We start from the raw sequence: 21,707 nt of genomic DNA on the forward strand, positions 1-21,707 counted from the left end.
TCACCGCCGACGTCGGCGCGCCCCGGCCGCCAGTGCCCCTCCGGCACCGAGGACCAACACCCCGACGGCGTACGGCAGGACGTGTCCGGCGCCGCTCTCGGCCAGCTCCCCGGGGTACGGCCCGGCGCCCCGCGCTCCCTCGGGCTCCGCGCTCGCCCGGCCACCGTCGGCCCGCTCGCTCTCACGCGTCCCCGGGGACTCGCCCCTGGCCTTGCGCCCGCCTTCGCCTTCGCCCTTTGTCCTGCCCTCGCCCCGGTCCGCGTTCTCGCGCTCGCGCTCGTCCTCGCCCTCGTCCGTGTCCTCGTCGGTGATCCGGAAGCGGTAGTCGTTCGACTCCCCCACCCACTCGCTGTCGTCGCCGCGCCGCTGGACGACGGCCGCGTTGGCCACGACGTCGTTGGGAACCGCCGCGTCCGAGGTGACGGAGAGTCGGACCTTGACGGTGAGGGTGCGGCCGGCGGGCACGGTGAAGCCGTCGCCGTCCTCATCGAGCACCCCGACCAGTTCGTCCGCGTCGGTCTCCTCGAAGGTGACCGGCCGGGAGGTGGTCTCCTTGGCGTCCTCGAAGTACTCCATCTGCGGCTGCCACCGCTTGAGCGCCCGCCCGTCGTCGACCAGCACGACCACCGGGTGGATGCCCCGGCACGTCCGGTCCGTGGTGTTGGTGAGCTCCACCGCCCAGTTCCGGAAGCCCCCGCCGGCGACATACGTGGCCGGTCCCCCGTCGATACGGGTCCGGATCGGGAACTCCGCGCGGTCGGCTCCCACGCAGCCGGGGGCCGCACTCACCGCCGCGACCGCCGCTCCCGGACCACCGCCGAGGCCGGCTCCGAGGGCGAGGACAAGGACCAGACAAGTAGACAGTCGCATGAACACATGACCGTGCCAGCGCCTCCGGCGCAGCCGAGAAGCCACGCCCAGGGCCGGCGAGAAGACCGGGAAACTCCGCTCGATCAGCGGAGGAGGGGCACCTGTGCGGCTCCGCCCGGCCGGTCTTCACCCGGGGCGCCCCTGCGGCCCGGCGGACCTACCCGTCGGCCCGCCCGAACAACGGCGCCAGCAACAACTGAGCCGCCCCCTCGGCAACTCCCAACGCCCCGCCGGAGGCGACCCGCACCGGCACATACGGCTCCTCCCCCTGCAGTCGGGCCCACTCGTCCAGTACGGCCCCGACCCCCCGGACGAAAACATCGGGCCGCTGCTCGACCGTGCGCCCCCCGAGCAGCACCAGCTCGATGTCCAGCAGCCCGACGAGGTTCGCGGCCCCCGCCCCCAGCACGCGCGCGGCCTCGTCCACGTCCCCCCGCGCGACGGCAGCGAGGCACAGCGCCTCGATGCACCCGCGGTTCCCGCAGCCGCACAGGGGCCCGTCCAGCTGGATGATCTGGTGCCCGAACTCCCCGGCGCGGGTCCGCGCCCCCCGGTGGACGGCCCCGCCGAACACGAGTCCGGCACCGAGGCCCGTACCGAGGTGGATGTACGCGAAGGAGCCGTGCGTCCCGAGAGCCACGGCGAGCCGCAGCGCCGCCGCGTTGGTGTCCTTGTCGACGACCACGGGGGTCCGCAGCCGCCGGGCGAGGGCCGCCCGCAGAGGGAACCCCTCCCATTCCGGGAACCCGGTGACCCGGTGGAGGATGCCGTGCAGATGGTCGAGCGGGCCGGGCAGGGCGACACCGACGCCGAGGAGGGGGGCGTCCTCCCCGGCGAGCAGTCCCTCCACCTCCCGCGCCGCGCTCTCGACGACGGCGTCCGCGCCGGCCCCCAGGTACAGCGGGGCGCGCCGCTCGCCGACCACCGTGCCGGTGAGGTCGCAGACCACGGCGGTGAGCGCGTCGCGGTCCAGGTGGAGCCCGACCGCGTGACCGGCCTCGGGGACGAGCCGCAGGACGGTGCGCGGTTTGCCTCCGGTGGAGGCGCGGTAGCCCGCCTCCGTCACGAGTCCGTCGACGCGCAGCCGGGCGATGATCTTGCTGACGGCCTGCGGGGTGAGCCCCGTCCGGTCGGCCAGTTCGAGGCGGCTTATCCCCGCCGCCCCCGCGGTCCGCAGCAGGTCGAGCACCAGCGCCCCGTTGTGGCTGCGCAGCGCCAGGAGGTTTACGCCCGTCGCTCCCGCGGCGCGCCCGTTCCGGTTGCCGGTGCCGTTCCCATTGCCGTTCACACTCCCATTGTCCCCCGTGCTTGCACTTAAGCAACAGCGTTGCTTAAGTGGGTGCATGACTGGCACCACGAACGGCACGGACTTCACCGGTACGGCCCCCTCGGCCCTCCACGCGCCCGGTGCGGCCCCCGCCGCTCCCCTGCGCGTGGCCCTGGTCGGCTACGGCCTCGCCGGCTCCGTCTTCCACGCCCCGCTGATCGCCGCGACAAAGGGCCTGGCCCTCGACACGGTCGTCACCTCGAACCCGGAGCGGCAGGCGCAGGCCCGCGCCGAGTTCCCGGACGTACGGCTCGCGGCCTCCGCGGACGAGTTGTGGGACCGGGCGGACGACCTGGACCTGGTCGTCGTCGCCTCCCCCAACAGGACGCACGTGCCGCTCGCGACCGCCGCCCTGGAGGCGGGCCTCGCGGTCGTCGTCGACAAGCCGATCGCCGGCACGGCGGCCGAGGCCCGCGGGCTGGCCGCCCTCGCCGACTCCCGCGGCCTGCTCCTGTCCGTCTTCCAGAACCGCCGCTGGGACAACGACTTCCTGACCCTGCGCAAGCTGCTCGACGACGGCGAACTGGGCGAGGTCCGCCGCTTCGAGTCCCGCTTCGAACGCTGGCGCCCCCAACTGAAGGGCGGCTGGCGCGAGTCCGGCGACCCCGCAGAGATCGGAGGTCTCCTGTACGATCTGGGCAGCCATCTGGTCGACCAGGCCCTCACCCTCTTCGGCCCCGCCACCCTCGTCTACGCCGAGTCCGATCTGCGCCGCCCCGGCGCCGAGGCCGACGACGACACGTTCATCGCTGTCACTCACGCGAGCGGCGTCCGCTCCCACTTCCACGCCTCCGCCGTCACCCCCCAACTCGGCCCCCGCTTCCGCGTGCTGGGCTCGGAAGCCGGCTATGTGAAGTACGGCCTCGACCCGCAGGAGGCCGACCTCCGCGACGGCGCACGCCCCACGCCGGGCACCCCCTGGGGTGTGGAGCCCGAGGAGATGTGGGGCCGCGCCGGCGCCGGCGAGTCCCCCGCCACCGGCGGCGGCAGCCCGGTCCCGACCGTGCCCGGCGACTACCCCGCGTACTACGCGGCCGTGGCCGCCGCCCTGCGCGGCACCGGCGAGAACCCGGTGACGGCGTACGAGGCGGCCGCCGCGCTGGACGTCCTGGAAGCGGCCCGGAAGTCGGCGGCCGAGGGAGTGGCGGTGAAGCTCGCATGACGAACACCCCGAGCACCGAGACACCGAGCACCGAGACCCCGGGCATCGCGGAACTGCAGGCGCAGGAACGCCGCCTGGTCCTCCCGCGGTTCACCTTCGAGGACGCGTGGGCGCTGGGTTCCCTGCTGGTGGAGATGGCCCGCGAGCGCGGCGCCCCCGTCGCCATCGACATCCGCCGCGGCCCCCAACAGCTCTTCCACGCCGCCCTGCCCGGCTCGACCCCGGACAACGACGCCTGGATCGACCGCAAACGCCGGGTCGTGGAGCGCTACGGCGCCTCCTCCTACCTCGTCGGGGCCCGCTTCCGCGCCAAGGGCACCTCCTTCGAGGCCTCGTCCCGCCTGGACCCCGAGCACTACGCGGCCCACGGCGGCTCGTTCCCCCTGGCGGTCGAGGGCACCGGCGTCATCGGCACGGTGACGGTCTCGGGCCTCCCCCAACTGCAGGACCACCAGATGGTGGTGGAGGCACTGGAGCGCTTCAAGGGCGCGTAACCGCCGGCGACTCCTCAGGGGTGCGGGGAACCGCACGGCCGGCCACAACCAGCCCCCGGCCGACGACGAACCGCGGTCCCCCGCCCCTCACGCCTGTGCGAACTCCTGCCGCTGCCGCCCCAGCCCCTCGATCTCCAGTTCCACCACGTCCCCGGCCCTCAGGAACGGCTTGGGATCGGGCGCGCCCAGGGCCACCCCCGCCGGCGTGCCCGTGTTGATGACGTCGCCGGGGTGGAGCGTCATGAACTGACTGACGTACCGCACGACCTCGCCGACGGAGAAGATCTGCTCGGCGGTCGTCCCGTCCTGCTTCAGCTCGCCGTTGACCCACAGCCGGAGCCCGAGCTTCTGCGGGTCCGGCACCTCGTCCGCCGTGACCAGCCACGGCCCCAGCGGGTTGAACGTCTCGCAGTTCTTGCCCTTGTCCCAGGTCCCGCCGCGCTCCAGCTGGAACTCCCGCTCGGACACGTCGTGCGAGACGGTGTACCCGGCGACATGCGTGAGCGCGTCCTCGCGGGACTCGACATAGCGCGCCGTACGGCCGATGACGACCGCGAGCTCGACCTCCCAGTCCGTCTTGGCCGACCCACGGGGCACCAGCACCGTGTCGTGCGGCCCGACGACGGTGTCCGCCGCCTTGAAGAAGATCACCGGCTCGGCGGGCGGCTCGGCTCCCGTCTCACGGGCGTGGTCGTGGTAGTTGAGCCCGATGCAGACGATCTTGCCGATCCGGGCGAGCGGCGGCCCCACGCGCAGTCCGGCCGCGTCCAGCTCCGGAAGCTCTCCCGCCCCGGCCGCCTGCCGGATCCGGCCGAGCGCCGCCTCGTCCGCGAGCAGCGCGCCGTCGATGTCCGGCACGACCCCCGAGAGGTCCCGCAGGACACCCTCGGCGTCGAGCAGCGCGGGCCGTTCGGCACCCGCCTCACCGACGCGCAGCAGCTTCATGATCACCATCTCCCTCGATCGCCGACCGCCCGACCGACGGGTGCAGCCATCGGAGGACTGGTCGATCGTCCAAGGGCCACCATCCACTCCGCAAGACCCGGTTCACGGACTGGACTTGCTACTCGACGGTAGGGGGCGTGGGCTCCTCGGCGGCGCTCCGCAACGGGTGGCTACCTGGCGCTGGGGGCCGGGGTGGCCGCGGGGGGCACCGGGTAGAGCGCCGCCCGCTCGATCGCGCTCCACGTCGTGCTGGTCACCACGTACAGCGCGGCCGCGAGCGGTACCACCGCCACGGTGAGGAGGGTGAAGAAGGACATGAACGGCATGATCTTGCCGACGGCTCCCATGCTCGTCGCCAGCCCCGGCACCTGGTCGTCCCCGACGGCCGGCATCCCGGCCGTCCCCGCCGCCATCATCCGCTTCGTACGGCGGAAGTTGAAGGCGGCGACCCCGGTGACGATCACGAACAGCCCCACGTAGACGAGGCCCTGCGCCCCGAGGAGGCCGCCCGCGCCCAGCGCGTCGGCGAAGCGGTCGCCGAGCGGTGCCGCGAAGAGCCGGTGGGTGAGGAGTTCGTTGGCCTCACCGCCGATCTCCGTGTTGGAGAACAGGTGGTAGAGCAGGAAGAACGCGGGGAGCTGAAGGAGGCTGGGCAGGCACCCGGACAGCGGTGACACCTTCTCCGCGGCGTGCAGTTCCAGCACCGCCTTCTGCAGTTCCTCCGGGTTCTTCGCGTGCTTCTTCCGCAGCTCGGCGATCTTCGGCTGCAACGCGATCCGGGCCCGCTGCCCCCGTGCCGCCGCCCTGGACAGCGGGTGCACGAGCAGCCGTACGAGCGCGGTGAACAAGATGATCGCGACGGCCGTGGCGGAGGCGTGGAACAGCGGGTCGAGCAGATCGGCGAGACGCGCGACAAGGTCGGCGAAAACGGACATGGGTGGGAGCCCTCCAGGGGTCTCGTCGTGCCAGGAGTGGTCCGGAACAGCCCGGTGACCGGGACGTCCGATGACGGGGAACTCGGCGCGACGGCCCGCGTGAGGGGCACGGGGTCGTTCGAAAAGGAGGTGGCGTGCCCTACGCGGTGACCGTCAGGAGGGCATGTCCGGGCGCCCGGGGTCGCGTACGGCCGCGGGCGTCGGGATCACGTTGGGCGAGGAACGCCGTACGGCGCTCCCGGTCTCTGATCGCCGTCCGTACGCGCGTACGCGGGACGACGGGTGCGCAGCGCGAGGCGATGACCGCGCAGGCGGCGAAGGCGGACCCGGCTGCGGCGGTGGCCGCGAAGGCGACGGCGGCGGAGAGGGTACCGGCGTCCAGCACGGACAGCTCGAAGAGGACGAGGAGCAGGACGGCGACCGGACGCAGAGGTGCCCAGGCACGGATCACAGCTACTCACTCCCCCTTCCGGTGTGGTGCGGGCTCCCTCCCGTTTATACAGGACGCCCCGGACGGCGATGCCGATCCGGGGCGCCCGGTACGACTCACCCGGTCCCGAGCGGGGCTCGACGGGACGTCACCGGACGTCAACGGGCCTCGCCGGCGTCCCGCCGGGAGCCCGGCCCGGGGTCACTGGACAGGGGAGTCGGGTGGGGGCAACCGGACGGACCGCTCCCGGTCGAGGGCCTCGACGCCGTCGACGGCCTGCAGGGCCGCGATCCGGTCCTGCGGGACCGTTCCGGAGAGCGTGCCGAGGACGGGCTGTTCACTGGTGACCGTCAGTCCGGCGCGCCGCAACGCCTCGACGATCTCCGCGAACCGGTCGGGGTCGACCGCGAGGATGACCCCGACCGGCGCCGACGCGGCGGGCTCGCTCACGGGGCCTGGAGCAGACCGTGGCCGACGTCCCGGACGGGCTGCGCCAGCGGGAACGCGCCCGCCTTGAGGCGGGCCACGAGGTCGGCCGCGGACACGTTCGGGTGCGCCTCGCCGAGCAGGGCGAGGACGCCCGCGACATGCGGTGTGGCCATGCTCGTGCCGCTCAGGTTCTGGTAGCCGCCGCCGGGGGCCGCCGAGCGTACGTCCCTGCCGGGCGCGGCGAGGTTGATCTCGCCGCCCTGGCCGTTGATACCGCCGTTGGAGAAGAACGACGGGGTCAGCGCCCGGTCGAGGGCGGCGACGGCGAGGATGGAGGGACAGTTGGCGGGCCGGCCGACGGGCCGGATGACCGGGGGCCGGTCGCTCTCGTTGCCCGCCGCGGCGACGATCACCGTCCCGCGCTCCAACGCACGCTGGGCCAGGATCTCGTACGTCTGCGGGAACAGTTCGCCCGGCCGGACCGGGGCACCGAGCGACATGGAGATCACCCGCGCGCCCCGGGCGACGGCCCAGGCCATGCCCGCCAGGATCTGGCCGTCCGCGCCGCTGCCCCGGTTGCTGAGGACCTTGCCGGCGAGGATCCGGGCGTCACAGGCGACGCCGTAGCGCGGGCCCTGCTGAGGCCTGGCCGGGCCGGCGACGGTGCCGATGCAGTGGGTGCCGTGGCCGTTGCCGTCCTCGACGGTCTCGCCGAGCACGAAGGACATGGTCTCCTCGATGCAGCCGACCAGGTCGGGGTGGTCGGTGTCCACACCGGTGTCGAGGACGGCGACCTTCACACCGCGTCCGGTCAGGTGGGACAGGTTCGCCCGGATCGCCTGGAGACCCCAGGTGAAGCTCTGCTCGTCCATGGCCGGGCCCTGCGCGGCGGCGATCTCGGCCCTGGTGTGGCGGTCGACGACCTCCTCGTCGCTGCGGTAGGCCGGGAAGAACTCCGTCGGCGCCTGCGTCGGGGCGGTGATCGGCATGGCGTACACCATGCGCTCGGGCTCCGCCGCGATGATCGCCGGGTCGGCCTCGGCCGCGGTGACCAGCGCGTGGCGCTGCTCGGGCCGCACCTCGACGACGGCGGCGGCGAGCTCCTCGAAGTGCACGGAGACGTCGGGGCGCTCCAGCAGTTCGGAGATGTTGCCCACGTCGCCGCCGCGGACGCGTTCGACGGAGGCGATGTCGGCGGAGGAACGCAGTGCGTTCAGTCCGCTCTCCTGGTTGCCCGGATCGAGCAGGACCACGTACCGCCCGGTGTACTCCGCGTCCTGGGGGGCGGCGGAGCCGTTGGTCCGATAGGGCTGCCCGTCGTGGCCACGCCTGTCCATGGGGCCGTTCGCCATTGAATTTCCCGCTTTCTGTGCACTGCCCCCGAGGGTTCGTGGACGCGCGTCGGTTCACGGAGCGCTGGTGGCCGAGACGGCACGCTGATGTGCCGGGACGGCGCAGAGTCGTGTGGGTGCGGCCGGAAGAGCCGCATGCCGACGCGCGGCGGCCTCGCCTGTGGCAAAGCGGTCCCGTACCGGGCCGTCGCCTGTGCGGGGCGCCTCGAACACCGTCGCACCGGGTGCGGGGGTCGGCAACACAGCGCAGCCGCCCGGGGCAGCCACCGGGGCAGCCGTGGCCGCCGACCCGGGAGACCACGCCCGCCGCCACCCCGCCTCATCCGAGCCGCACGGACCGGAGCTTTCCCCACACCACGAGGCGGTAGGTGGAGGTGTAGGCGGGGGTGCAGGTGGTGAGCGTCAGGTAGTGCCCGGGCGTGTCGTACCCGTACGACGGCAGCACACCGCTGCGCGGCACGGCCCGCAGGACGCCCCCGTCGCCGGGTGTGGTCCGCGGGAGCGTCCGGTCGACGACGTACGTGTAGAGGGCGTCCCGCGTCTCGACCCGTATCTCGTCGCCCCGGTCCAGTCGGTCGAGGTGACGGAAGGGCTCACCGTGGGTGTTGCGATGCCCGGCGAGGGCGAAGTTCCCGGGCCGCCCCGGCTGCGCGGTCCTCGGGTAGTGGCCGACGTAGCCCTTGTCCAGGACGTCCGCCCGCCCGACCCCCTCGGCGACGGGCACCCGGAGGCCGAGGCGGGGGATGGCGAGGACGGCGTAGGCCTCGGTGGGGCGGGGCCGGGTGGGGGCGGGGGTGACCGTGGGGGCGGAGGGGCGCACGGGCGCCGTGTCGAGCTCCGGCGCCGAGGCACCTGGGCTCGACGCCGACCCTTCCCCGGGCCCGGCGGCCCACTCTCTCTCCAACGCCTCGACCTGACGCCGCGCGCCCTCCTGGGCCTGCCGGTTGGTCCACCACAACTGGTGCACGACGAAGAGGAGGAGGACCAGGCCGACGGTGACGGCGAGTTCGGCGGCGGTCCAGAGCGCGCGGGCGTACGCGGCACGACGGCGCCGGCCGCGGTGGTGGACGACCCGGGGTGTCCTCACGGCCCGAACGATAGGGCGGGGCCCGCGAAGTGGCCAGGCCGCACGGTGCGGCACGTGAACCTCCGCGCCCGGCGCCCCCAGGCACCCGACCCCTTTCGCATCCGCATCCGCATCCGCCACCGCATCCGCATCCGCCACCACATCCGCATCCGCATCCGCATCCGCATCCGGACGATCACGGACCCGCAAGGCTTTTATCTGCCCTTCTCACAACCCCTGAAGGAAATCGGAGAAAGCGCTGTCAGACCTCTCGACAACCCCATGGTTCACCCCTGACTCTTCCGTTGGCCCTCATTACGTCTCTCCACCTCCCCTGGGGTCTCCCCGCCCCGCACCCGCATCCCGGAGCTGACATGACCGCTTCCTCACCTTCCTCACCCGAACCGCAGAACCCCAGGAACGCCCACCGCCCCGAACCACGCACCCATGCCTCCCCGGTGCTCGGCCGCAGAGCCCTGCTGGCCGCGGCCGGCGGCGCGGTCGCGGGCACCGCCCTCGCCACGGGCACCGCGCACGCGGACGCGACCATTGCGATCAACCCGGCGATGAAGTACGGCACCTGGGAGGGCTGGGGCACCTCGCTCGCCTGGTGGGCGAACGTGTTCGGCGCGCGGGACGACTTCGCCGACCTGTGGTTCACGACGAAGACGACGACGTACAACGGCACGGCGCTGCCGGGCCTCGGCATGAACATCGCCCGCTACAACCTGGGCGCCTGCAGCTGGAACACGGTGAACGGCGAGGCGATGGTCAAGTCGCCCAACATCCCCGCGTTCAAGCAGATCGAGGGCTACTGGCAGGACTGGAACAACGAGGACCCGGCGTCCTCGGCCTGGAACTGGACGGCGGACGCCAACCAGCGAGCCGCGCTCACCAAGGCGGTCGCCCGGGGCGCGACCACCGAACTCTTCGCGAACTCGCCGATGTGGTGGATGTGCAGCAACCACAACCCGTCGGGCGCGTCGGGCGGCGGCAACAACCTCCAGACGTGGAACTACCGCCAGCACGCCTCCCACCTGGCGGCGGTGGCCCTGCGCGCGAAGAACAACTGGGGCGTGAACTTCGCGACGGTCGACCCCTTCAACGAGCCGGCGTCGACGTGGTGGACGGCCACCGGCACCCAGGAGGGCTGCCATATGGACCCGTCGGTCCAGGCAGCCGTACTCCCGTACATGCGAAGCGAGTTGGACAAGCGCGGCCTGCAGTCGGTCCGTATCTCCGCGTCCGACGAGACGAACTACGACACGGCCCGCTCGACCTGGAACTCCTTCAACGCCACGACGAAGGGCCTGGTCAGCCAGGTGAACGTGCACGGCTACCAGGGCGCGAACGGCCGTCGCGACCTCCTCTACACGGACGTCGTGACGACCGCGGGCAAGAAGCTGTGGAACTCGGAGACGGGCGACAGCGACGGCACGGGCTGGACCCTCGCCCGCAACCTCTGTTACGACTTCCGCTGGCTGCACCCGACGGCCTGGGTCTACTGGCAGGTGATGGACCCGACGGCGGGCTGGGGCATGATCAAGTACGACGCGAACACGCTCCAGCCGGGCGCGATCGAGACGAAGCACTACGTGATGGCGCAGTTCAGCCGTCACATCCGACCGGGGATGACGATCCTGGACGCGGGCTCCAGCTACACGGCGGCGGCGTACGACGCGGCGGCCCGCCGCCTGGTGATCGTCGCGATCAACACCGCCACGTCCGCCCAGACCCTGACGTTCGACCTCTCCCGCTTCACTACGGTCACGGGCGGCACCAACGGCCTGGTCCCCCGCTGGAACACCCACACCTCGGGCGGCACCGACCGCTACCGCGCCTACTCCGACATCCGCCTGAACGGCAAGTCGGTGGCGGTCCCGTTCGCGGCGGGCGCGGTCCAGACGCTGCAGATCGACGGGGTGACGATCTAGGGGGTGTTGTGAATGTCCAGTGCGGTGCCCGCGGTGTCCGGTGCGTGGCCTCGGCGTGCCGGACGAAGGCCCTCGTAGCGGCGCTACGTGGGTCTTGGCCGGTGCGGCGAGGGTGCGTGCCGGGCGCCGCGGGTGCTGTGCGGGACATTCACAGCACCCCCTAGGCGCCGCCTACGGCACCCGGAGACGGTCCGCGCCGGGGCGCGAACGACGAAAGCCGCGCCCTGGCCCGCACCCCCACCCGCAACCGGCCGGAAGCACGGCGCACCACGAGCCGTGCCTCCCCCCTGGGCAGTACGGTGTCGTCCATGCGCCCCGACACGCCTGCCGAGAACGTCGACCACCCCGCCGAGGCGGCCCGCCTGGAGCGGACCGCGGACCTCTATCCGGAGGACGCGGAACACCTCCTCATCCAGGCCGCCGCCCACCGCGAACTCTCCGGCGACCGCCCCACGGCGACCGCCCTCTACGACCGTCTGCTCTCCTCCACCACCCCCCTGGAGAACCCCCACCTCGTACGGGCCCTGAAGGCGTCGAACCTCTGGGAGTACGGCCACGAGGCCGAGGCGAGGGCGATCATCGACGGCATCCGAGCGGCCGCTCCCCGGGACCCGGCGCCCTGGGTGATCGTGGCGGAGGCGCTGGAGGCCCACGACGAGCTGGAAGCGGCCCAGGACACGTTCACGGCGGCCGCGCTGCTCCTGCTGACGGACGTGGCGGAGCCCCCGTACGCGACCCGCCCCCTCCTCTTCGGCCGCCACCGGGTGCGTCGGATGCTGGGCGCCCCGCACGACGACTGGGACGCCCTGGCGGACACCCTCCACTCGTCGTCGGTGTCCTTGGACGAACTGCACGACCCGAAACGGGTCTGGTCCCTCGGCTCGGACAACCCGGCGGAGCTCCAGGCGGAAATCTCCCGCCTGCGCGCGGAGTTGGGCACGTACAGGGAGGCCCTGTCCCGCCCGTTCCCGGTGGCGGTCCTCCACTGGCCGGCGGCTGAGCTGGCGGAACTGGTGGCGGCGTACCCGGGCCTCCTCTCGGAGTACCCGTCGCACGAAGATCACCTGGCGACGATAGAGGCGTCGCTGAGGGAACTGGCCTCCTCCGGCACCCCGAACCTGGGCATCGTGACGGGCACGGTCCCGTCCTACGAGGCCTTCGCAGCCTCGGAGGGCTCCTCCCCGGACGACGCGACCCTCCTCCCCCAGTACGCGACGACGCTGGCGGCGCGGGGGCTGGCGGTGGAGTGGCCGCCGCAGAGGGGAAGCGCGTGCTGGTGCGGGTCGGGCGAGGTGTATGAGGGGTGCCACGGGGGGAGGTAACCCAGGTATCCAAGGCTGAAACCGGACCACCCACCGCCTCCGGCCGCTGAGGAAACCCGGCGTGCGGGCGAGCCGTGACCACGCCCGCACACCACCGGCCGACAGCCGAGCCGACTGAGTGCCGACCCCGTCCCGGCCACCCACCCCTCCGGACCGCCCGCTCGCTTCTCCCCCGTGCCGGAGCGGCCCGGGTCATGGGTGGCCCAGAGGACGCCGCAGGCGACGCGCAGCGCCCTTGACGCCGGCCACGGGAGCACCTGCCGAGAAGCGAGTGGCCCTACCACAACGAGGCCGAGCGCACGGTCGGCATCGCAACAGCCTGACCGTTGCCGCCGGCCGTGGCTGCCACTGCCGGCGAGGCCGTACTGCGGGATCACCAAGCAGAAACACCCGAAGAGCCGCGGGACGAGGGCTGGCACAATTTGCTTGTGTCCAACGCTGTCCCGTCCTCTGCCGCCGTCTCCGCCCGCATGAGTCGACAAGGCTCCCGTGACACGGCACCCGAGGTGGCGGTCCGAAAACTCCTGCACGCTGCAGGGATGCGCTACCGAGTCAATGTGCCGGTGCCCGGTATGTCCCGGCGGACAATCGACATCGTCTTCACCAAGGCCAAGATCGCGATCTTCATGGACGGGTGTTTCTGGCACGGCTGCCCAGAACACGCCACCCACCCCAGGGCCAACGCGGAGTGGTGGCGCGCAAAGCTGGACAGAAACATCGTGCGTGATCGCGAGACGACCGCGCACCTCGAAGCGGAGGGGTGGACGGTGCTGCGCTTCTGGGAGCACGAATCTCCGGAACAGGTGGCAAATGCCGTCGCGCAAGCCCGGAGACTGGCGAGCGGATGAGCCGCTGGTCGAGGGCCGGTGACGGACGGACGCTCGCGAGCGCGAGCCAGCCACGAGCATGGCCGCGCGATCCACAACTTCCACCCACCCAGGCGCATTCCCTAGAGCAAACAAAAATCGTCGCTCAGCATGATTTATGCAGATCAAGAACGGAAGTTGTAGCGACTTCAGCCTGAAAAGAGTTTGCGATCGTGATTCCATGACCTCTTGAACGGTAGTCCACCGCCCACTCGACCACCTACCGGACCGCCCCCTCCTCACCTTCCTCACCCACGACGCCATCAAAGACGTCAGCGACACCGAGATTGAGCTCGCCACCCTCGGTGGTGATCCTCACCAAAGTCCCCGACGGATTGACGACAAACTCGACCGAAAAGGACTTGTCGTCGGGATACTCCGCGAAGATCTGGCGCTTGGGGGACACGGAACCTCCATGATTCCAAGATCGGCCAGGCGAGCGCCGACCGGTTGAGCTGCGGAAACGAGCAGAGCACACCACCAACACCCAAAGGTGGGCGGCACTTACGACGGGACGCGCTGAACGATCGGAGCGGGTGCCCGTGACGGGAGGGCGGCCAGCGTGCATCGAACTGGCCACCACGAACGACAGTTCAGAGCACCCGCACGGATCACAACGTCATGCTACGGTACCACCACACAACCCGATCGAGTGAATAGTATGGGCGGTATGCCCGAATCTTCTTAAGAAATGTTAAACAGCCGAAGGTCAATTAACTGATTCGGAACGGTGGACACGGGGATCGTGAGAGAGTTCAGCGACTGGCTTGGCGAGATGCTGAGGCAGCGTGGGATGAGCCAGAAGAGGCTTGCCGAGCTGACCGAAGTAACCGGGGCCGCGGTGAACGGGTGGGTGAACGGCCGGTCGGAGCCCCGTTACGAGAAGATCTCGGCCATCGCCGAAGCCCTGGGCGTCGACATTGAGGATGCCGTCAACCGCAGGACACCGCTAGCCACGTCCAACGATGTGAAGTGGATCTTCCGCGTAGCTCCGGAGGACGGCGGCCGGGAAGGCGGCAACGCCGCCACCTTCGCTTTCTCCCCGAGTCTGGAGGTGCTGGCGCGCGAGGCAACACAGAACAGCCTCGACGAGCAACTGCGGGACAACGAACCGGTGATCGCTCGGTATGTACTGCACGAGTTGACCGGACAGCCCCTGCGGGACTTCATGATCGCCATCGGTTGGGAGTCCATCGAGAGGCATGTCGAAGCTGCCGCAGACGTTCGGCAGAAGGTCGGCCGTGTACTGCGGGACGGGCTCCAGGAGCTGCAACGCACTCAGCGGCTCATTCTGCTTCGGGTGGACGACTACAACGCCACCGGGCTGACAGGACCCGAGTTCGACGACGGGCGCTTCGCACGCGTCGTTCGCCGAACGCTGGACAGCGGAAAGGCGGGCGCTCAGGGCGGTTCGTACGGTTTGGGGAAGGCTGCACTGTGGGCAACCAGTAGATTCGGTCTGGTGCTTGTGAACAGCACGCTGTCCGTACCCGAGGGCGGGCGTACACAGCGTCGCATGGCTGGGCGTCTCGAACTTCCCTGGCACAGGCTGGACGGTGTGGAATACGCCGGTCCCGGTTGGTTCGGCACGGTCGACCCCGAGCGCCAGAACACCGCGCAGTCGTGGTGGGGGGACAGAGCAGCAGCGGAAGCGCTGTACCTGGAACGCGACAACCCGAGCCCCGGAACGACGTTTCTCGTCGTCGGTGCCTTCGACGGCACGGGGGAGACCGAAGACCTTGAGGACATGCACGACCGACTGGTCACGAGTCTTGCACGCAATTTCTGGGGCTCGATGGTAGGGGGAAGGCATGAGGAGGCGAAGCTTCGCGTCTCGGTGGCGGCCTTCCGTAACGGCGAGCGCGTGAAGCCGGAGAAGTTCATCGATCCCCACGTCCACGAGCCTGCGCGCTCAAGGGCCGTGCAGGCCTTCCTCGATGGGCAGACGGTTGAAGAACTCACGGACCGAACCCAAGTGCTCCGCGCTTCGGTGCCCCTGGAATTGCGTCGCCGTAAAGACGATCCGAGCCCCGACGATCCCGGAACACACGACGCTGTGCTCCTCGTCACGCCAGCCGATGACGAGGACGACCAGCCCGACTGCATCGCCTATATGCGCGCCACGCGGATGGTTGTGAAGTACAAACGCGTCGGCGATCTACCTCTCGGTCATCGGCCGTTCCAAGCGGTACTCCTTGCCGGCGCCGCGACGCGCAGTGGGACTCCGGACGCCGCTGCGGCCGAGCAACTCCTACGTACCGCGGAGCCGCCGGACCACAACGACTGGGAAGGCACCGAGGATCTCACGGCAACCTATGAGCGCGGAGCACGCCAGAAGATCATCGACTTCAAGAGGCTGGCCGAGCAAAGAGTGCGGGAAATTCTGCGCGGCCAGCAGGACGAAGCGTCCGCGGACGATGGGCCGGAGGTCCTACGCGAGTTGCTGCGCCTGGATCCGCCAAAGACAACACGCGCGCAGGGCTTCCCCACTGTCAAGGGCATCGTTGGAGCCATTGATGACTTGGGCGCGTGGGACGTGACCGTGACGGTGAAGCTTCCGAAAAGGGAGGAGCCCTGGTTGCTCACTGCTGTGCCCAGGTTCCTCACCCGCTCATCGGGGCCAGTGAGTGTCGAGTGGAGCAAGGTGATTCCCATGGAGGGCTGCGAATTGACGCCCCATGGCAACCTCGTGTTCCGCGGCGGAGCGGTCCACGGAAAGTTCCGTGGCATCACCGATATTTCGAGTCATCCTGTGTCGGCCGCCATGTCGCAGGTGATGGTGGATGTGCGGCGGGCCAAGGAGGAGCTGTCGTGAAAACCGTCTTCCCCTACGAGGTGCTCAGCGGTGACATCACCCTTCGAGTAGAAAGACTGTTTGTCGACAACAAACCCAAAGCATTGGACAGGATCAACGATCGGGCTCAGGTAGTAGCTCTTGAGGACATCGATGAGACGAATCGACGCTGGTCCGAGATTCGACTCAATGTGTCTGTGAGTGCCGATGCCGCCGAACTCACTTCCGGCCCGTGGGAGACCCCGCAGTGCGTTGTCGTACTCGCCAACCGGCGGACCAACGTTTATCAAGCCTTCCCTCTGCATCTTCAAAGCGACGGAATGTGGGCCGGCGATGTCGAACTCCGACGTGAGGAGCACGTCGGCCGCAGTCAGTTGACTGCGCGGATCGCCGCCTCCGTCGACGGTGTGGAAGGGCGACTGATCGGGACCTCCGAAGCGGCTTGGGACATAGACTTCGAGGCCAAGGTGCCAGCCACGGAACGCTCCGTGAAGATGCGCTGGATCGACTTCTCCGAGCAGGACCATCTCAAGGAATACCGTGACGACCCCTGGTTGCTCGACTCCGAGGCCGGCGAGCCCGTACTCCTCCTCAACTCCTCGGTGGACGGTCTTCGGGGCGTGTTGGAGAACGCCGCAAGCGCCGAGCAGAAGCTGGTGCGGGAGATCATGGCATCCCAGGTTGCATCCGAGTCATGGAGTGCCATGTTCAACGCAGCCGTCTACGCATGCGACGTGATCGATGGCGAGCCGCAGTGGCCGGGGGGGTGGCATGAGGATGTGCTGCGCAGGATGATCCCTGACCTCTACCCCGACCTATCACCGGAGGAAGCGCTCATAGAACTTGTGGAGGCACGCTCACAAGGTGAGAACGGAAGCGATCTGCAGAGGCGCCTGATGCATGGCTCCGGGGTGCAGTCGCGCAAGCCGAGAAAGGTGTCCACTGCCCTGCGCGATCTGCGGCGCATGGCAAGCAAGAGGGAGACGCAGTGACCACAGGGAACCAGTTCGAGACTCCGGCGAGGCTGGGCCGAATCTCGGACTCCGTTGCCGCCAAGGTGCTGACTCCAAGTGTGGTGAATGGTGCTCCCCTGCCGCAGACGATCCTGGTCAGCAACTCGATTGAGCCTGTTGATGATTCCCCTCGGTGGAATGCTCATGAACTGCGCGCGCTCATAGAGGAAGCCAAGGATCGATTCATGAGCGAGCGTCCCACAGCCTCTGACGCCTGGCTCGCCCCGCGCCTGCACTACACGCTGCGGATGACTCGTGCAGAAGCCACCGACTCGGGGCTATGGAACTTCGTCGCCCTCCGAGTCGCACCGGACTATGTGCGTTGGCGTTGGGGCCAGGAGAAGGACGGCCGAATGGCCGTGGGTCAAGCAGCTCGATTCAGCGGCCGTTGGGACATCCAGTGCTTCTCGCGCCTGTGGTGGGCTGCCGAGCTCTTCCGAGACGGCGAGGACTATCGCCCCGTATTTACCGCATGCAGCAACCAGGACGTACTCAATACCGCCCTTCGTCTGGACATGAACCACCATCGACCGACTGCCCAGGCTCTGGTGGAACTCCTCGAGAAGGGGACTATCCGTACGGGGCGAGACGTGAACGGTCTGGTCAAGGCAGCCGGAGCAGCGGGCAGCACTCTGGTGTACGAGGTCATCGCCAACGACGAGCCTAGGGACTACGAAGCGCTCCACCAGTGGATCGAATCCGTTGAATCGGATCCTGTTTGGAACCCGAACACTCTGCCCCAAGGTCCCGTTGATGGAAGCGTTCCCCATCACTCCGTACAACGCCTAACAGAGTGGTTCGAGCAACTTTTCGAGACAGCGCCAGTACGCGGCAAAGAACTAGGGGAAGAGGCTTAGAAGGACTTCGTCAGCTCCTAAGCGCCTTGTACACCATTCCGGCCAGCGCACGGGATAGGCCAACGGGAACGGCGTTGCCGATCTGTCGACCGATTTGAATCTTGCTGCCGCTCCACCTGAAGGTGGGCGGGAATCCCTGGATGAGGGCGGCCTCATAGTGGGTGATCGGGCGATGCGCCCGAGGGTGGAGGTACCGCCCTTTTTCGGGCTTGTAGAACTCGGTCCTGATGGTGACGGATGGCCTGTCCCAGTACATGCGGCCCATAACATCGTGAGAACCAGTCCTGTGCGCCATCCACTTCGCCGTGGATAGTTCCGGCGGAAGGTCGTGACGGTTCCCCCCTTCTGGAATGGCCCGGTACCGCCTCTTGGACAAGTCCGTCGGATTTCGACCGAAGTGCAGATCCGTTGTGAGGAATTCCCCAGGGAGGGTCATCTTCAGCGGGTCGCAGGTTCTTCCTTCCGGAAGTTCTGTGGTGAGCGTTTCCGCAGGCGTGTGCTCGAAGACAGTCGGCCCTACAGCCAACCACTCCTTGGGGCCCGCACCGGGAAGAAAATCGTTGGCATTCTTGGAGTGAGTCGCTTCCGGGTAGTCCAACTCGGCAAGGTGCTCGAGGTCGCGACGCACGGCGACCACAATCGCTCGACGTCTGGCTTGCGGAACTCCGTAGTCAGCGGCGTTCAGAACAGAATGCCGGACCAGCATGTAGTCACGCAACATTCCATCCGGCTTCTCTGTGGCCTCATAAAGCAAGGTGAACTCCGGAGACCGCAGAAAGCGATCGACATTCTCAATAATGAAAAGCTTGGGCTTGATCGTATTGACGACCCGCGCATACTCTCGCCACAGCTTGTTGCGCGGATCGCTCTTGTCCTCTTTCCCCAAGCCCGAGAAGCCCTGGCACGGGGGGCCTCCCAGGACGACCTCGGCCTGCACCTCATGCGCGTCGGGCTCCCAGGCCTCGATGTCCTTGGCATGGATGTGATCCACGCCTCCGGCCTCATCCGCGAAGTTCAAGGCATAGGTGGACGCGGCAGCGATGTCGTGTTCCACTGCCGCCACCGTGCGGAATACGGATGAATCGACACCATCCGGTCGGAACTCGTGAAAGCCTTGCGTGAAGCCACCGCAACCAGCAAATAGATCAACGATGTTGATGGGCGCTGTGTGTTCGGTGGCGTTCATGCGGCCCGATCTTAGACGGCAGGTCGAGGTTGCGGCGAACCGGACACCGAGCCGGTCAGCGCAGCAGCGATCTGTAGGCCAACGGCCGCAGCAAGGGGCGGAGGCACCGCCTGGCCAACCTGTCGATATCCCCGCGTCTTCCTGCCGGCGATCTTCCATGTCGGAGGGAACCCCTGAAGCAGGGCTGTTTGGGCCACAGTCAGGGCAGGAAGGCCCTTCCTGTCGCCCCCCAGTGCCCAACCGTCCTCAGGCCCGGGTGGCGCGTCGGCGAGTGTGCCGCCATTGATGCCGATCTTCTCCCAGATGGCCTTGGCGCGTTCGGGGCCCAGGTCGGGCCCCCCACGCTTGTCGGACCCACCGACCAGCGTCGGCGCCACGATCCTGGCTTGCTGAGCCCATGCCTGCGCTTGCGGCCAGCCCCGACTGGCCATGGACGGATAGAGGACTTCTCCAACATGGGGCGTTGGCACAGCAGATGGTTGCGGCCATACAAACGACTCAGCGTAGGGCTCCCGCAATGCGACGAAGAAACCATGCGGTCGATTTTGCGCAACGCCAAAATCTTTCGCGTTCAGGACATGACTGAAGAGCCGGAACCCAAGATGGCTCAACTCGTCTTCGATCTCGGTGCGAACCGCGGAGAACTCATCCTTGTTGACCAGTCCGGGAACATTCTCCAACAGCACCGCTCGCGGCCTGACCACACCTACGAGATAGAGGGCAGCCTTGACCAGCCCTCTCTCAGAATGATCATCCTTGCGATTAATGGTCGCCATCGACTTCACCCGAGGTGTACCAGCGGATAGCAGGTCCACATCGTAGGTCTCAGGGTAGTGCTCCGGGTCGAAGGTGTTGAGGTCCTCCTCCACAAGGTTCCACTCGGGCCGGTTGGCGAAGAGCGTGGCGAGTGCCTTCTCGTCGGTGTCCAACAGTGCGACCGGTGAGAACCCGGCAGACTCCAGTCCGAGAGCAAGCCCTCCCGCGCCGGCGCAGATCTCGACAGAACGGAGGGACTGTGAGGACGACATTCGGCTCCTTGGTCGACGATACGTATTCGTAAGGTACGCCAAGTGACGCCGTAGGGTTACGGCTCGTCGGCCATCACTTCGGGATGAAGGTGAACTCCCTCCGCCAGGGAGCCGCCCCTTGAATCCTCGACATGACCGTCGACGGACGAGACGAGTCCTGGGACAACTTTCACCGGTTGACCAGTAGTTCGACAAGGACACGGCCCACGGGGCAAGGGGCGCGGTCCGCCGCCGGCCACGACGACATCCACGGCGAACAGCCCGGGACGGGTACGACAAGCGCGGGCTGCTCGGGCCGTGACCCCATCCACACGGCCGCCGCTACGAAGCGACGGCCGCCTCAGCGGCTCGGTGCAGGGCCGATGGTCTTACGGAGGAGTCACCTCGGTGTTGTGAGAGCCTCTCGAAGCCTCCGGTTCGCGAGGGCAGCCACGAGCAGAGCAAGTGCCTGCCGGACGGAGACCGGTTGCGGTGCTGAGCAGCATCCAATCCGCAGCGGCAGAGGACAGTGTGTGCCAGGCCTGTAGGCGGGCCGAGCTGCTGCATCTGGTGACCATGCGGCACCGCACCGGAGGAACTGGCACAGATGTGCGTGCCAATGTGGTTGTCCCCCAACCTGGCTCACGTGGAGCGTGCACCGTCTCCACCGCTACACCCCTCATATCTCGTTACGGTCCTGTTCTCACTGGCGTCCGGCGAGCGAGCTGGACGTGACATCCGTCGGCGTGACGGCGCAGTCCCGGTGAAGGCGCGAAGCGCCGTTTGTGGCTCCTTCTACGTCACCAACGCCCCCGCCTCCCCCAATCGCCCCGCCGCCGTACGCCAAGCCGCCGTCACCGCGCCGTGCGCCTGCTTCGTGCTCGCGGTGTGCTCACCGATCAGCCTCAGCGGCGCGCCCACGTGGACGTGGAGGTTCGGGCGGCGGAGCGGGGCCGTGGCGAGGCCCGCCAGTTGTTTCGCCGGGTTGCCCGAGGTGATGCGGCGGGCGCCGGCCTGGCCCACCGGGATGACCGGGGCGCCGGTGCGTTGGGCGAGGCGGGAGAGGCCGGTGCGGAAGGGGGCCGGGGCCGCTTCGGACGCGTCCTTGCGGGTGGGGATGCCGCCCTCGGCGTAGATGAGGATCAGGCGGCCCTCCCGCAGCGCGGCTGCGGCGCGGTCCAGGGCCTGGGCGGCGCGGGGGTCGTTGCGGTGGACGGGTATGTGCCCCTCGCTGGCGAGGGCGCGGCCCAGCAGGGGGATGCGCCACAAGCCCGCCGCTGCCATGACGACCGGGTGGACGTCGAGGCGGTGCAGCGCGGCCAGGACGACGGCCGGGTCGGCGAGCGACGTGTGGTTCGCGACGATGACGCTGCCCGGTGCCAGCACGGCGTCGGCGTCGGTGGTCACCGTGAGGCGTCCCACGGTCGGTACGAGGACGTCGGCGAGGCGGCTGAGCATGCGGGTCTCCCGGACTTCGGCGATGGTGGTCCTCATCGTCGGCGGTGACCCCGCGGCCGGACTTGAGTGCTTGTACTCAACTGCCGGTGTGCGGTACCCAGATGGCCCGCGGTACCCGAGCGGTGCCCGGACGGGCCGGCCTCCCGGGTTCGGGGTTCGGTCGTCGGTGTTCGAGGTGCTGAGCACTCCCGTCGTACGGACCCGCGGGGCCCGGCGTCAATTCGGTAGCGGGACGCCGCCCGCTCCGCCACGCTCACCCG

General features: G+C 69.0%; 21 protein-coding genes. 9 read left to right on the forward strand and 12 right to left on the reverse strand.

Going from position 1 to position 21,707, the window contains the following annotated elements; all coding sequences use genetic code 11:
• Both ACZ43N_RS17635 and ACZ43N_RS17640 read right to left on the reverse strand, forming a co-directional pair.
• Positions 1 to 870: a cell wall protein gene (locus ACZ43N_RS17635; RefSeq protein ID WP_468098403.1), complete on the reverse strand. Its 870-nt coding sequence runs from the start codon at positions 868 to 870 to the stop codon at positions 1 to 3.
• 157 nt (positions 871 to 1,027) lie between these two features.
• The gene (locus ACZ43N_RS17640; RefSeq protein ID WP_468098404.1) at positions 1,028 to 2,215 is read right to left on the reverse strand and encodes an ROK family transcriptional regulator; all 1,188 of its coding nucleotides are present in this window, start codon (positions 2,213 to 2,215) and stop codon (positions 1,028 to 1,030) included.
• Between ACZ43N_RS17640 and ACZ43N_RS17645 the strand changes: the two genes are divergently transcribed.
• Both ACZ43N_RS17645 and ACZ43N_RS17650 read left to right on the forward strand, forming a co-directional pair.
• Positions 2,214 to 3,359: a Gfo/Idh/MocA family oxidoreductase gene (locus tag ACZ43N_RS17645; RefSeq protein ID WP_468098405.1), complete on the forward strand. Its 1,146-nt coding sequence runs from the start codon at positions 2,214 to 2,216 to the stop codon at positions 3,357 to 3,359. The two genes, ACZ43N_RS17640 and ACZ43N_RS17645, sit on opposite strands and share 2 nt — an antisense overlap.
• Complete coding sequence (locus ACZ43N_RS17650; RefSeq protein WP_468098406.1) at positions 3,356 to 3,853, forward strand: heme-degrading domain-containing protein; 498 nt, start codon at positions 3,356 to 3,358, stop codon at positions 3,851 to 3,853. The genes ACZ43N_RS17645 and ACZ43N_RS17650 overlap by 4 nt, the downstream gene beginning before the upstream one ends.
• An 87-nt stretch (positions 3,854 to 3,940) precedes the next feature.
• Here ACZ43N_RS17650 and ACZ43N_RS17655 read toward each other — a convergent pair whose 3' ends face one another.
• From ACZ43N_RS17655 to ACZ43N_RS17680, 6 genes are all read right to left on the reverse strand, one after another.
• A complete protein-coding gene (locus ACZ43N_RS17655; RefSeq protein WP_468098408.1) occupies positions 3,941 to 4,798 on the reverse strand; it encodes a fumarylacetoacetate hydrolase family protein in 858 nt (285 codons plus the stop codon).
• 170 nt (positions 4,799 to 4,968) lie between these two features.
• Positions 4,969 to 5,733: a YidC/Oxa1 family membrane protein insertase gene (locus ACZ43N_RS17660; RefSeq protein ID WP_468098410.1), complete on the reverse strand. Its 765-nt coding sequence runs from the start codon at positions 5,731 to 5,733 to the stop codon at positions 4,969 to 4,971.
• Positions 5,734 to 5,872: 139 nt separating this feature from the next.
• Positions 5,873 to 6,184: a DUF6412 domain-containing protein gene (locus tag ACZ43N_RS17665; RefSeq protein ID WP_468098412.1), complete on the reverse strand. Its 312-nt coding sequence runs from the start codon at positions 6,182 to 6,184 to the stop codon at positions 5,873 to 5,875.
• A gap of 180 nt (positions 6,185 to 6,364) precedes the next feature.
• Complete coding sequence (locus ACZ43N_RS17670; RefSeq protein WP_468098414.1) at positions 6,365 to 6,613, reverse strand: hypothetical protein; 249 nt, start codon at positions 6,611 to 6,613, stop codon at positions 6,365 to 6,367.
• The gene (locus ACZ43N_RS17675) at positions 6,610 to 7,944 is read right to left on the reverse strand and encodes a S8 family peptidase (RefSeq protein ID WP_468098415.1); all 1,335 of its coding nucleotides are present in this window, start codon (positions 7,942 to 7,944) and stop codon (positions 6,610 to 6,612) included. Before ACZ43N_RS17675 ends, ACZ43N_RS17670 begins: the two co-directional genes overlap by 4 nt.
• 319 nt (positions 7,945 to 8,263) lie before the next feature.
• Positions 8,264 to 9,031, reverse strand: coding sequence for a class E sortase (locus ACZ43N_RS17680; protein ID WP_468098417.1), 768 nt, complete (start codon positions 9,029 to 9,031; stop codon positions 8,264 to 8,266).
• 54 nt (positions 9,032 to 9,085) lie between these two features.
• Here ACZ43N_RS17680 and ACZ43N_RS17685 point away from each other — a divergent pair, with 54 nt between their 5' ends.
• The 4 genes from ACZ43N_RS17685 (at position 9,086) to ACZ43N_RS17700 (ending at position 13,114) form a co-directional block, all read left to right on the forward strand.
• Positions 9,086 to 9,307, forward strand: coding sequence for a hypothetical protein (locus ACZ43N_RS17685; RefSeq protein WP_468098418.1), 222 nt, complete (start codon positions 9,086 to 9,088; stop codon positions 9,305 to 9,307).
• 161 nt (positions 9,308 to 9,468) lie between these two features.
• Positions 9,469 to 10,944, forward strand: a complete 1,476-nt coding sequence (locus tag ACZ43N_RS17690; protein WP_468098629.1) for a glycoside hydrolase — start codon at positions 9,469 to 9,471, stop codon at positions 10,942 to 10,944.
• A 308-nt stretch (positions 10,945 to 11,252) separates the two neighbouring features.
• A complete protein-coding gene (locus ACZ43N_RS17695; RefSeq protein WP_468098419.1) occupies positions 11,253 to 12,266 on the forward strand; it encodes a tetratricopeptide repeat protein in 1,014 nt (337 codons plus the stop codon).
• A gap of 470 nt (positions 12,267 to 12,736) precedes the next feature.
• Positions 12,737 to 13,114, forward strand: coding sequence for a very short patch repair endonuclease (locus ACZ43N_RS17700; protein WP_468098631.1), 378 nt, complete (start codon positions 12,737 to 12,739; stop codon positions 13,112 to 13,114).
• 238 nt (positions 13,115 to 13,352) lie between these two features.
• Here the strand turns inward: ACZ43N_RS17700 and ACZ43N_RS17705 are convergent, their stop codons facing one another.
• Complete coding sequence (locus ACZ43N_RS17705) at positions 13,353 to 13,538, reverse strand: hypothetical protein (protein ID WP_468098421.1); 186 nt, start codon at positions 13,536 to 13,538, stop codon at positions 13,353 to 13,355.
• 339 nt (positions 13,539 to 13,877) lie between these two features.
• Between ACZ43N_RS17705 and ACZ43N_RS17710 the strand changes: the two genes are divergently transcribed.
• The 3 genes from ACZ43N_RS17710 to ACZ43N_RS17720 are packed head-to-tail and all read left to right on the forward strand — an operon-like array spanning position 13,878 to position 17,796.
• Positions 13,878 to 15,947, forward strand: a complete 2,070-nt coding sequence (locus ACZ43N_RS17710) for a helix-turn-helix domain-containing protein (RefSeq protein WP_468098423.1) — start codon at positions 13,878 to 13,880, stop codon at positions 15,945 to 15,947.
• Positions 15,944 to 16,918: a hypothetical protein gene (locus ACZ43N_RS17715; RefSeq protein ID WP_468098424.1), complete on the forward strand. Its 975-nt coding sequence runs from the start codon at positions 15,944 to 15,946 to the stop codon at positions 16,916 to 16,918. The genes ACZ43N_RS17710 and ACZ43N_RS17715 overlap by 4 nt, the downstream gene beginning before the upstream one ends.
• Complete coding sequence (locus ACZ43N_RS17720) at positions 16,915 to 17,796, forward strand: DUF6339 family protein (protein WP_468098426.1); 882 nt, start codon at positions 16,915 to 16,917, stop codon at positions 17,794 to 17,796. The genes ACZ43N_RS17715 and ACZ43N_RS17720 overlap by 4 nt, the downstream gene beginning before the upstream one ends.
• 10 nt (positions 17,797 to 17,806) lie before the next feature.
• Here the strand turns inward: ACZ43N_RS17720 and ACZ43N_RS17725 are convergent, their stop codons facing one another.
• The 3 genes from ACZ43N_RS17725 to ACZ43N_RS17735 all read right to left on the reverse strand — a co-directional run bounded on the left by ACZ43N_RS17725 (position 17,807) and on the right by ACZ43N_RS17735 (position 21,447).
• On the reverse strand, positions 17,807 to 18,982 hold the full coding sequence (locus ACZ43N_RS17725; RefSeq protein ID WP_468098427.1) for a DNA cytosine methyltransferase: 1,176 nt from the start codon (positions 18,980 to 18,982) through the stop codon (positions 17,807 to 17,809).
• Between the two features lie 11 nt (positions 18,983 to 18,993).
• Positions 18,994 to 20,010 carry a DNA cytosine methyltransferase gene (locus ACZ43N_RS17730; RefSeq protein ID WP_468098429.1) on the reverse strand — a complete coding sequence of 339 codons (1,017 nt, stop codon included), beginning with the start codon at positions 20,008 to 20,010 and terminating at the stop codon, positions 18,994 to 18,996.
• Between the two features lie 774 nt (positions 20,011 to 20,784).
• Complete coding sequence (locus ACZ43N_RS17735) at positions 20,785 to 21,447, reverse strand: lysophospholipid acyltransferase family protein (RefSeq protein ID WP_468098632.1); 663 nt, start codon at positions 21,445 to 21,447, stop codon at positions 20,785 to 20,787.
• Positions 21,448 to 21,707 lie beyond the last annotated feature (260 nt).

The sequence above is a fragment of the Streptomyces sp. NPDC030814 genome, assembly GCF_055572155.1.

What these genes read in the sequence shown, in the direction of transcription:
- ACZ43N_RS17645 (WP_468098405.1), top strand. Translation starts at nt 2,214, where the DNA reads ATGACTGGCACCACGAACGGCACGGACTTCACCGGTACGGCCCCCTCG.
- ACZ43N_RS17640 (WP_468098404.1), bottom strand. Translation starts at nt 2,215, where the DNA reads ATGCACCCACTTAAGCAACGCTGTTGCTTAAGTGCAAGCACGGGGGAC.
- ACZ43N_RS17725 (WP_468098427.1), bottom strand. Translation starts at nt 18,982, where the DNA reads ATGAACGCCACCGAACACACAGCGCCCATCAACATCGTTGATCTATTT.
- ACZ43N_RS17635 (WP_468098403.1), bottom strand. Translation starts at nt 870, where the DNA reads ATGCGACTGTCTACTTGTCTGGTCCTTGTCCTCGCCCTCGGAGCCGGC.
- ACZ43N_RS17735 (WP_468098632.1), bottom strand. Translation starts at nt 21,447, where the DNA reads ATGCTCAGCCGCCTCGCCGACGTCCTCGTACCGACCGTGGGACGCCTC.
- ACZ43N_RS17655 (WP_468098408.1), bottom strand. Translation starts at nt 4,798, where the DNA reads ATGAAGCTGCTGCGCGTCGGTGAGGCGGGTGCCGAACGGCCCGCGCTG.
- ACZ43N_RS17730 (WP_468098429.1), bottom strand. Translation starts at nt 20,010, where the DNA reads ATGTCGTCCTCACAGTCCCTCCGTTCTGTCGAGATCTGCGCCGGCGCG.
- ACZ43N_RS17700 (WP_468098631.1), top strand. Translation starts at nt 12,737, where the DNA reads ATGAGTCGACAAGGCTCCCGTGACACGGCACCCGAGGTGGCGGTCCGA.
- ACZ43N_RS17660 (WP_468098410.1), bottom strand. Translation starts at nt 5,733, where the DNA reads ATGTCCGTTTTCGCCGACCTTGTCGCGCGTCTCGCCGATCTGCTCGAC.
- ACZ43N_RS17695 (WP_468098419.1), top strand. Translation starts at nt 11,253, where the DNA reads ATGCGCCCCGACACGCCTGCCGAGAACGTCGACCACCCCGCCGAGGCG.
- ACZ43N_RS17650 (WP_468098406.1), top strand. Translation starts at nt 3,356, where the DNA reads ATGACGAACACCCCGAGCACCGAGACACCGAGCACCGAGACCCCGGGC.
- ACZ43N_RS17675 (WP_468098415.1), bottom strand. Translation starts at nt 7,944, where the DNA reads ATGGCGAACGGCCCCATGGACAGGCGTGGCCACGACGGGCAGCCCTAT.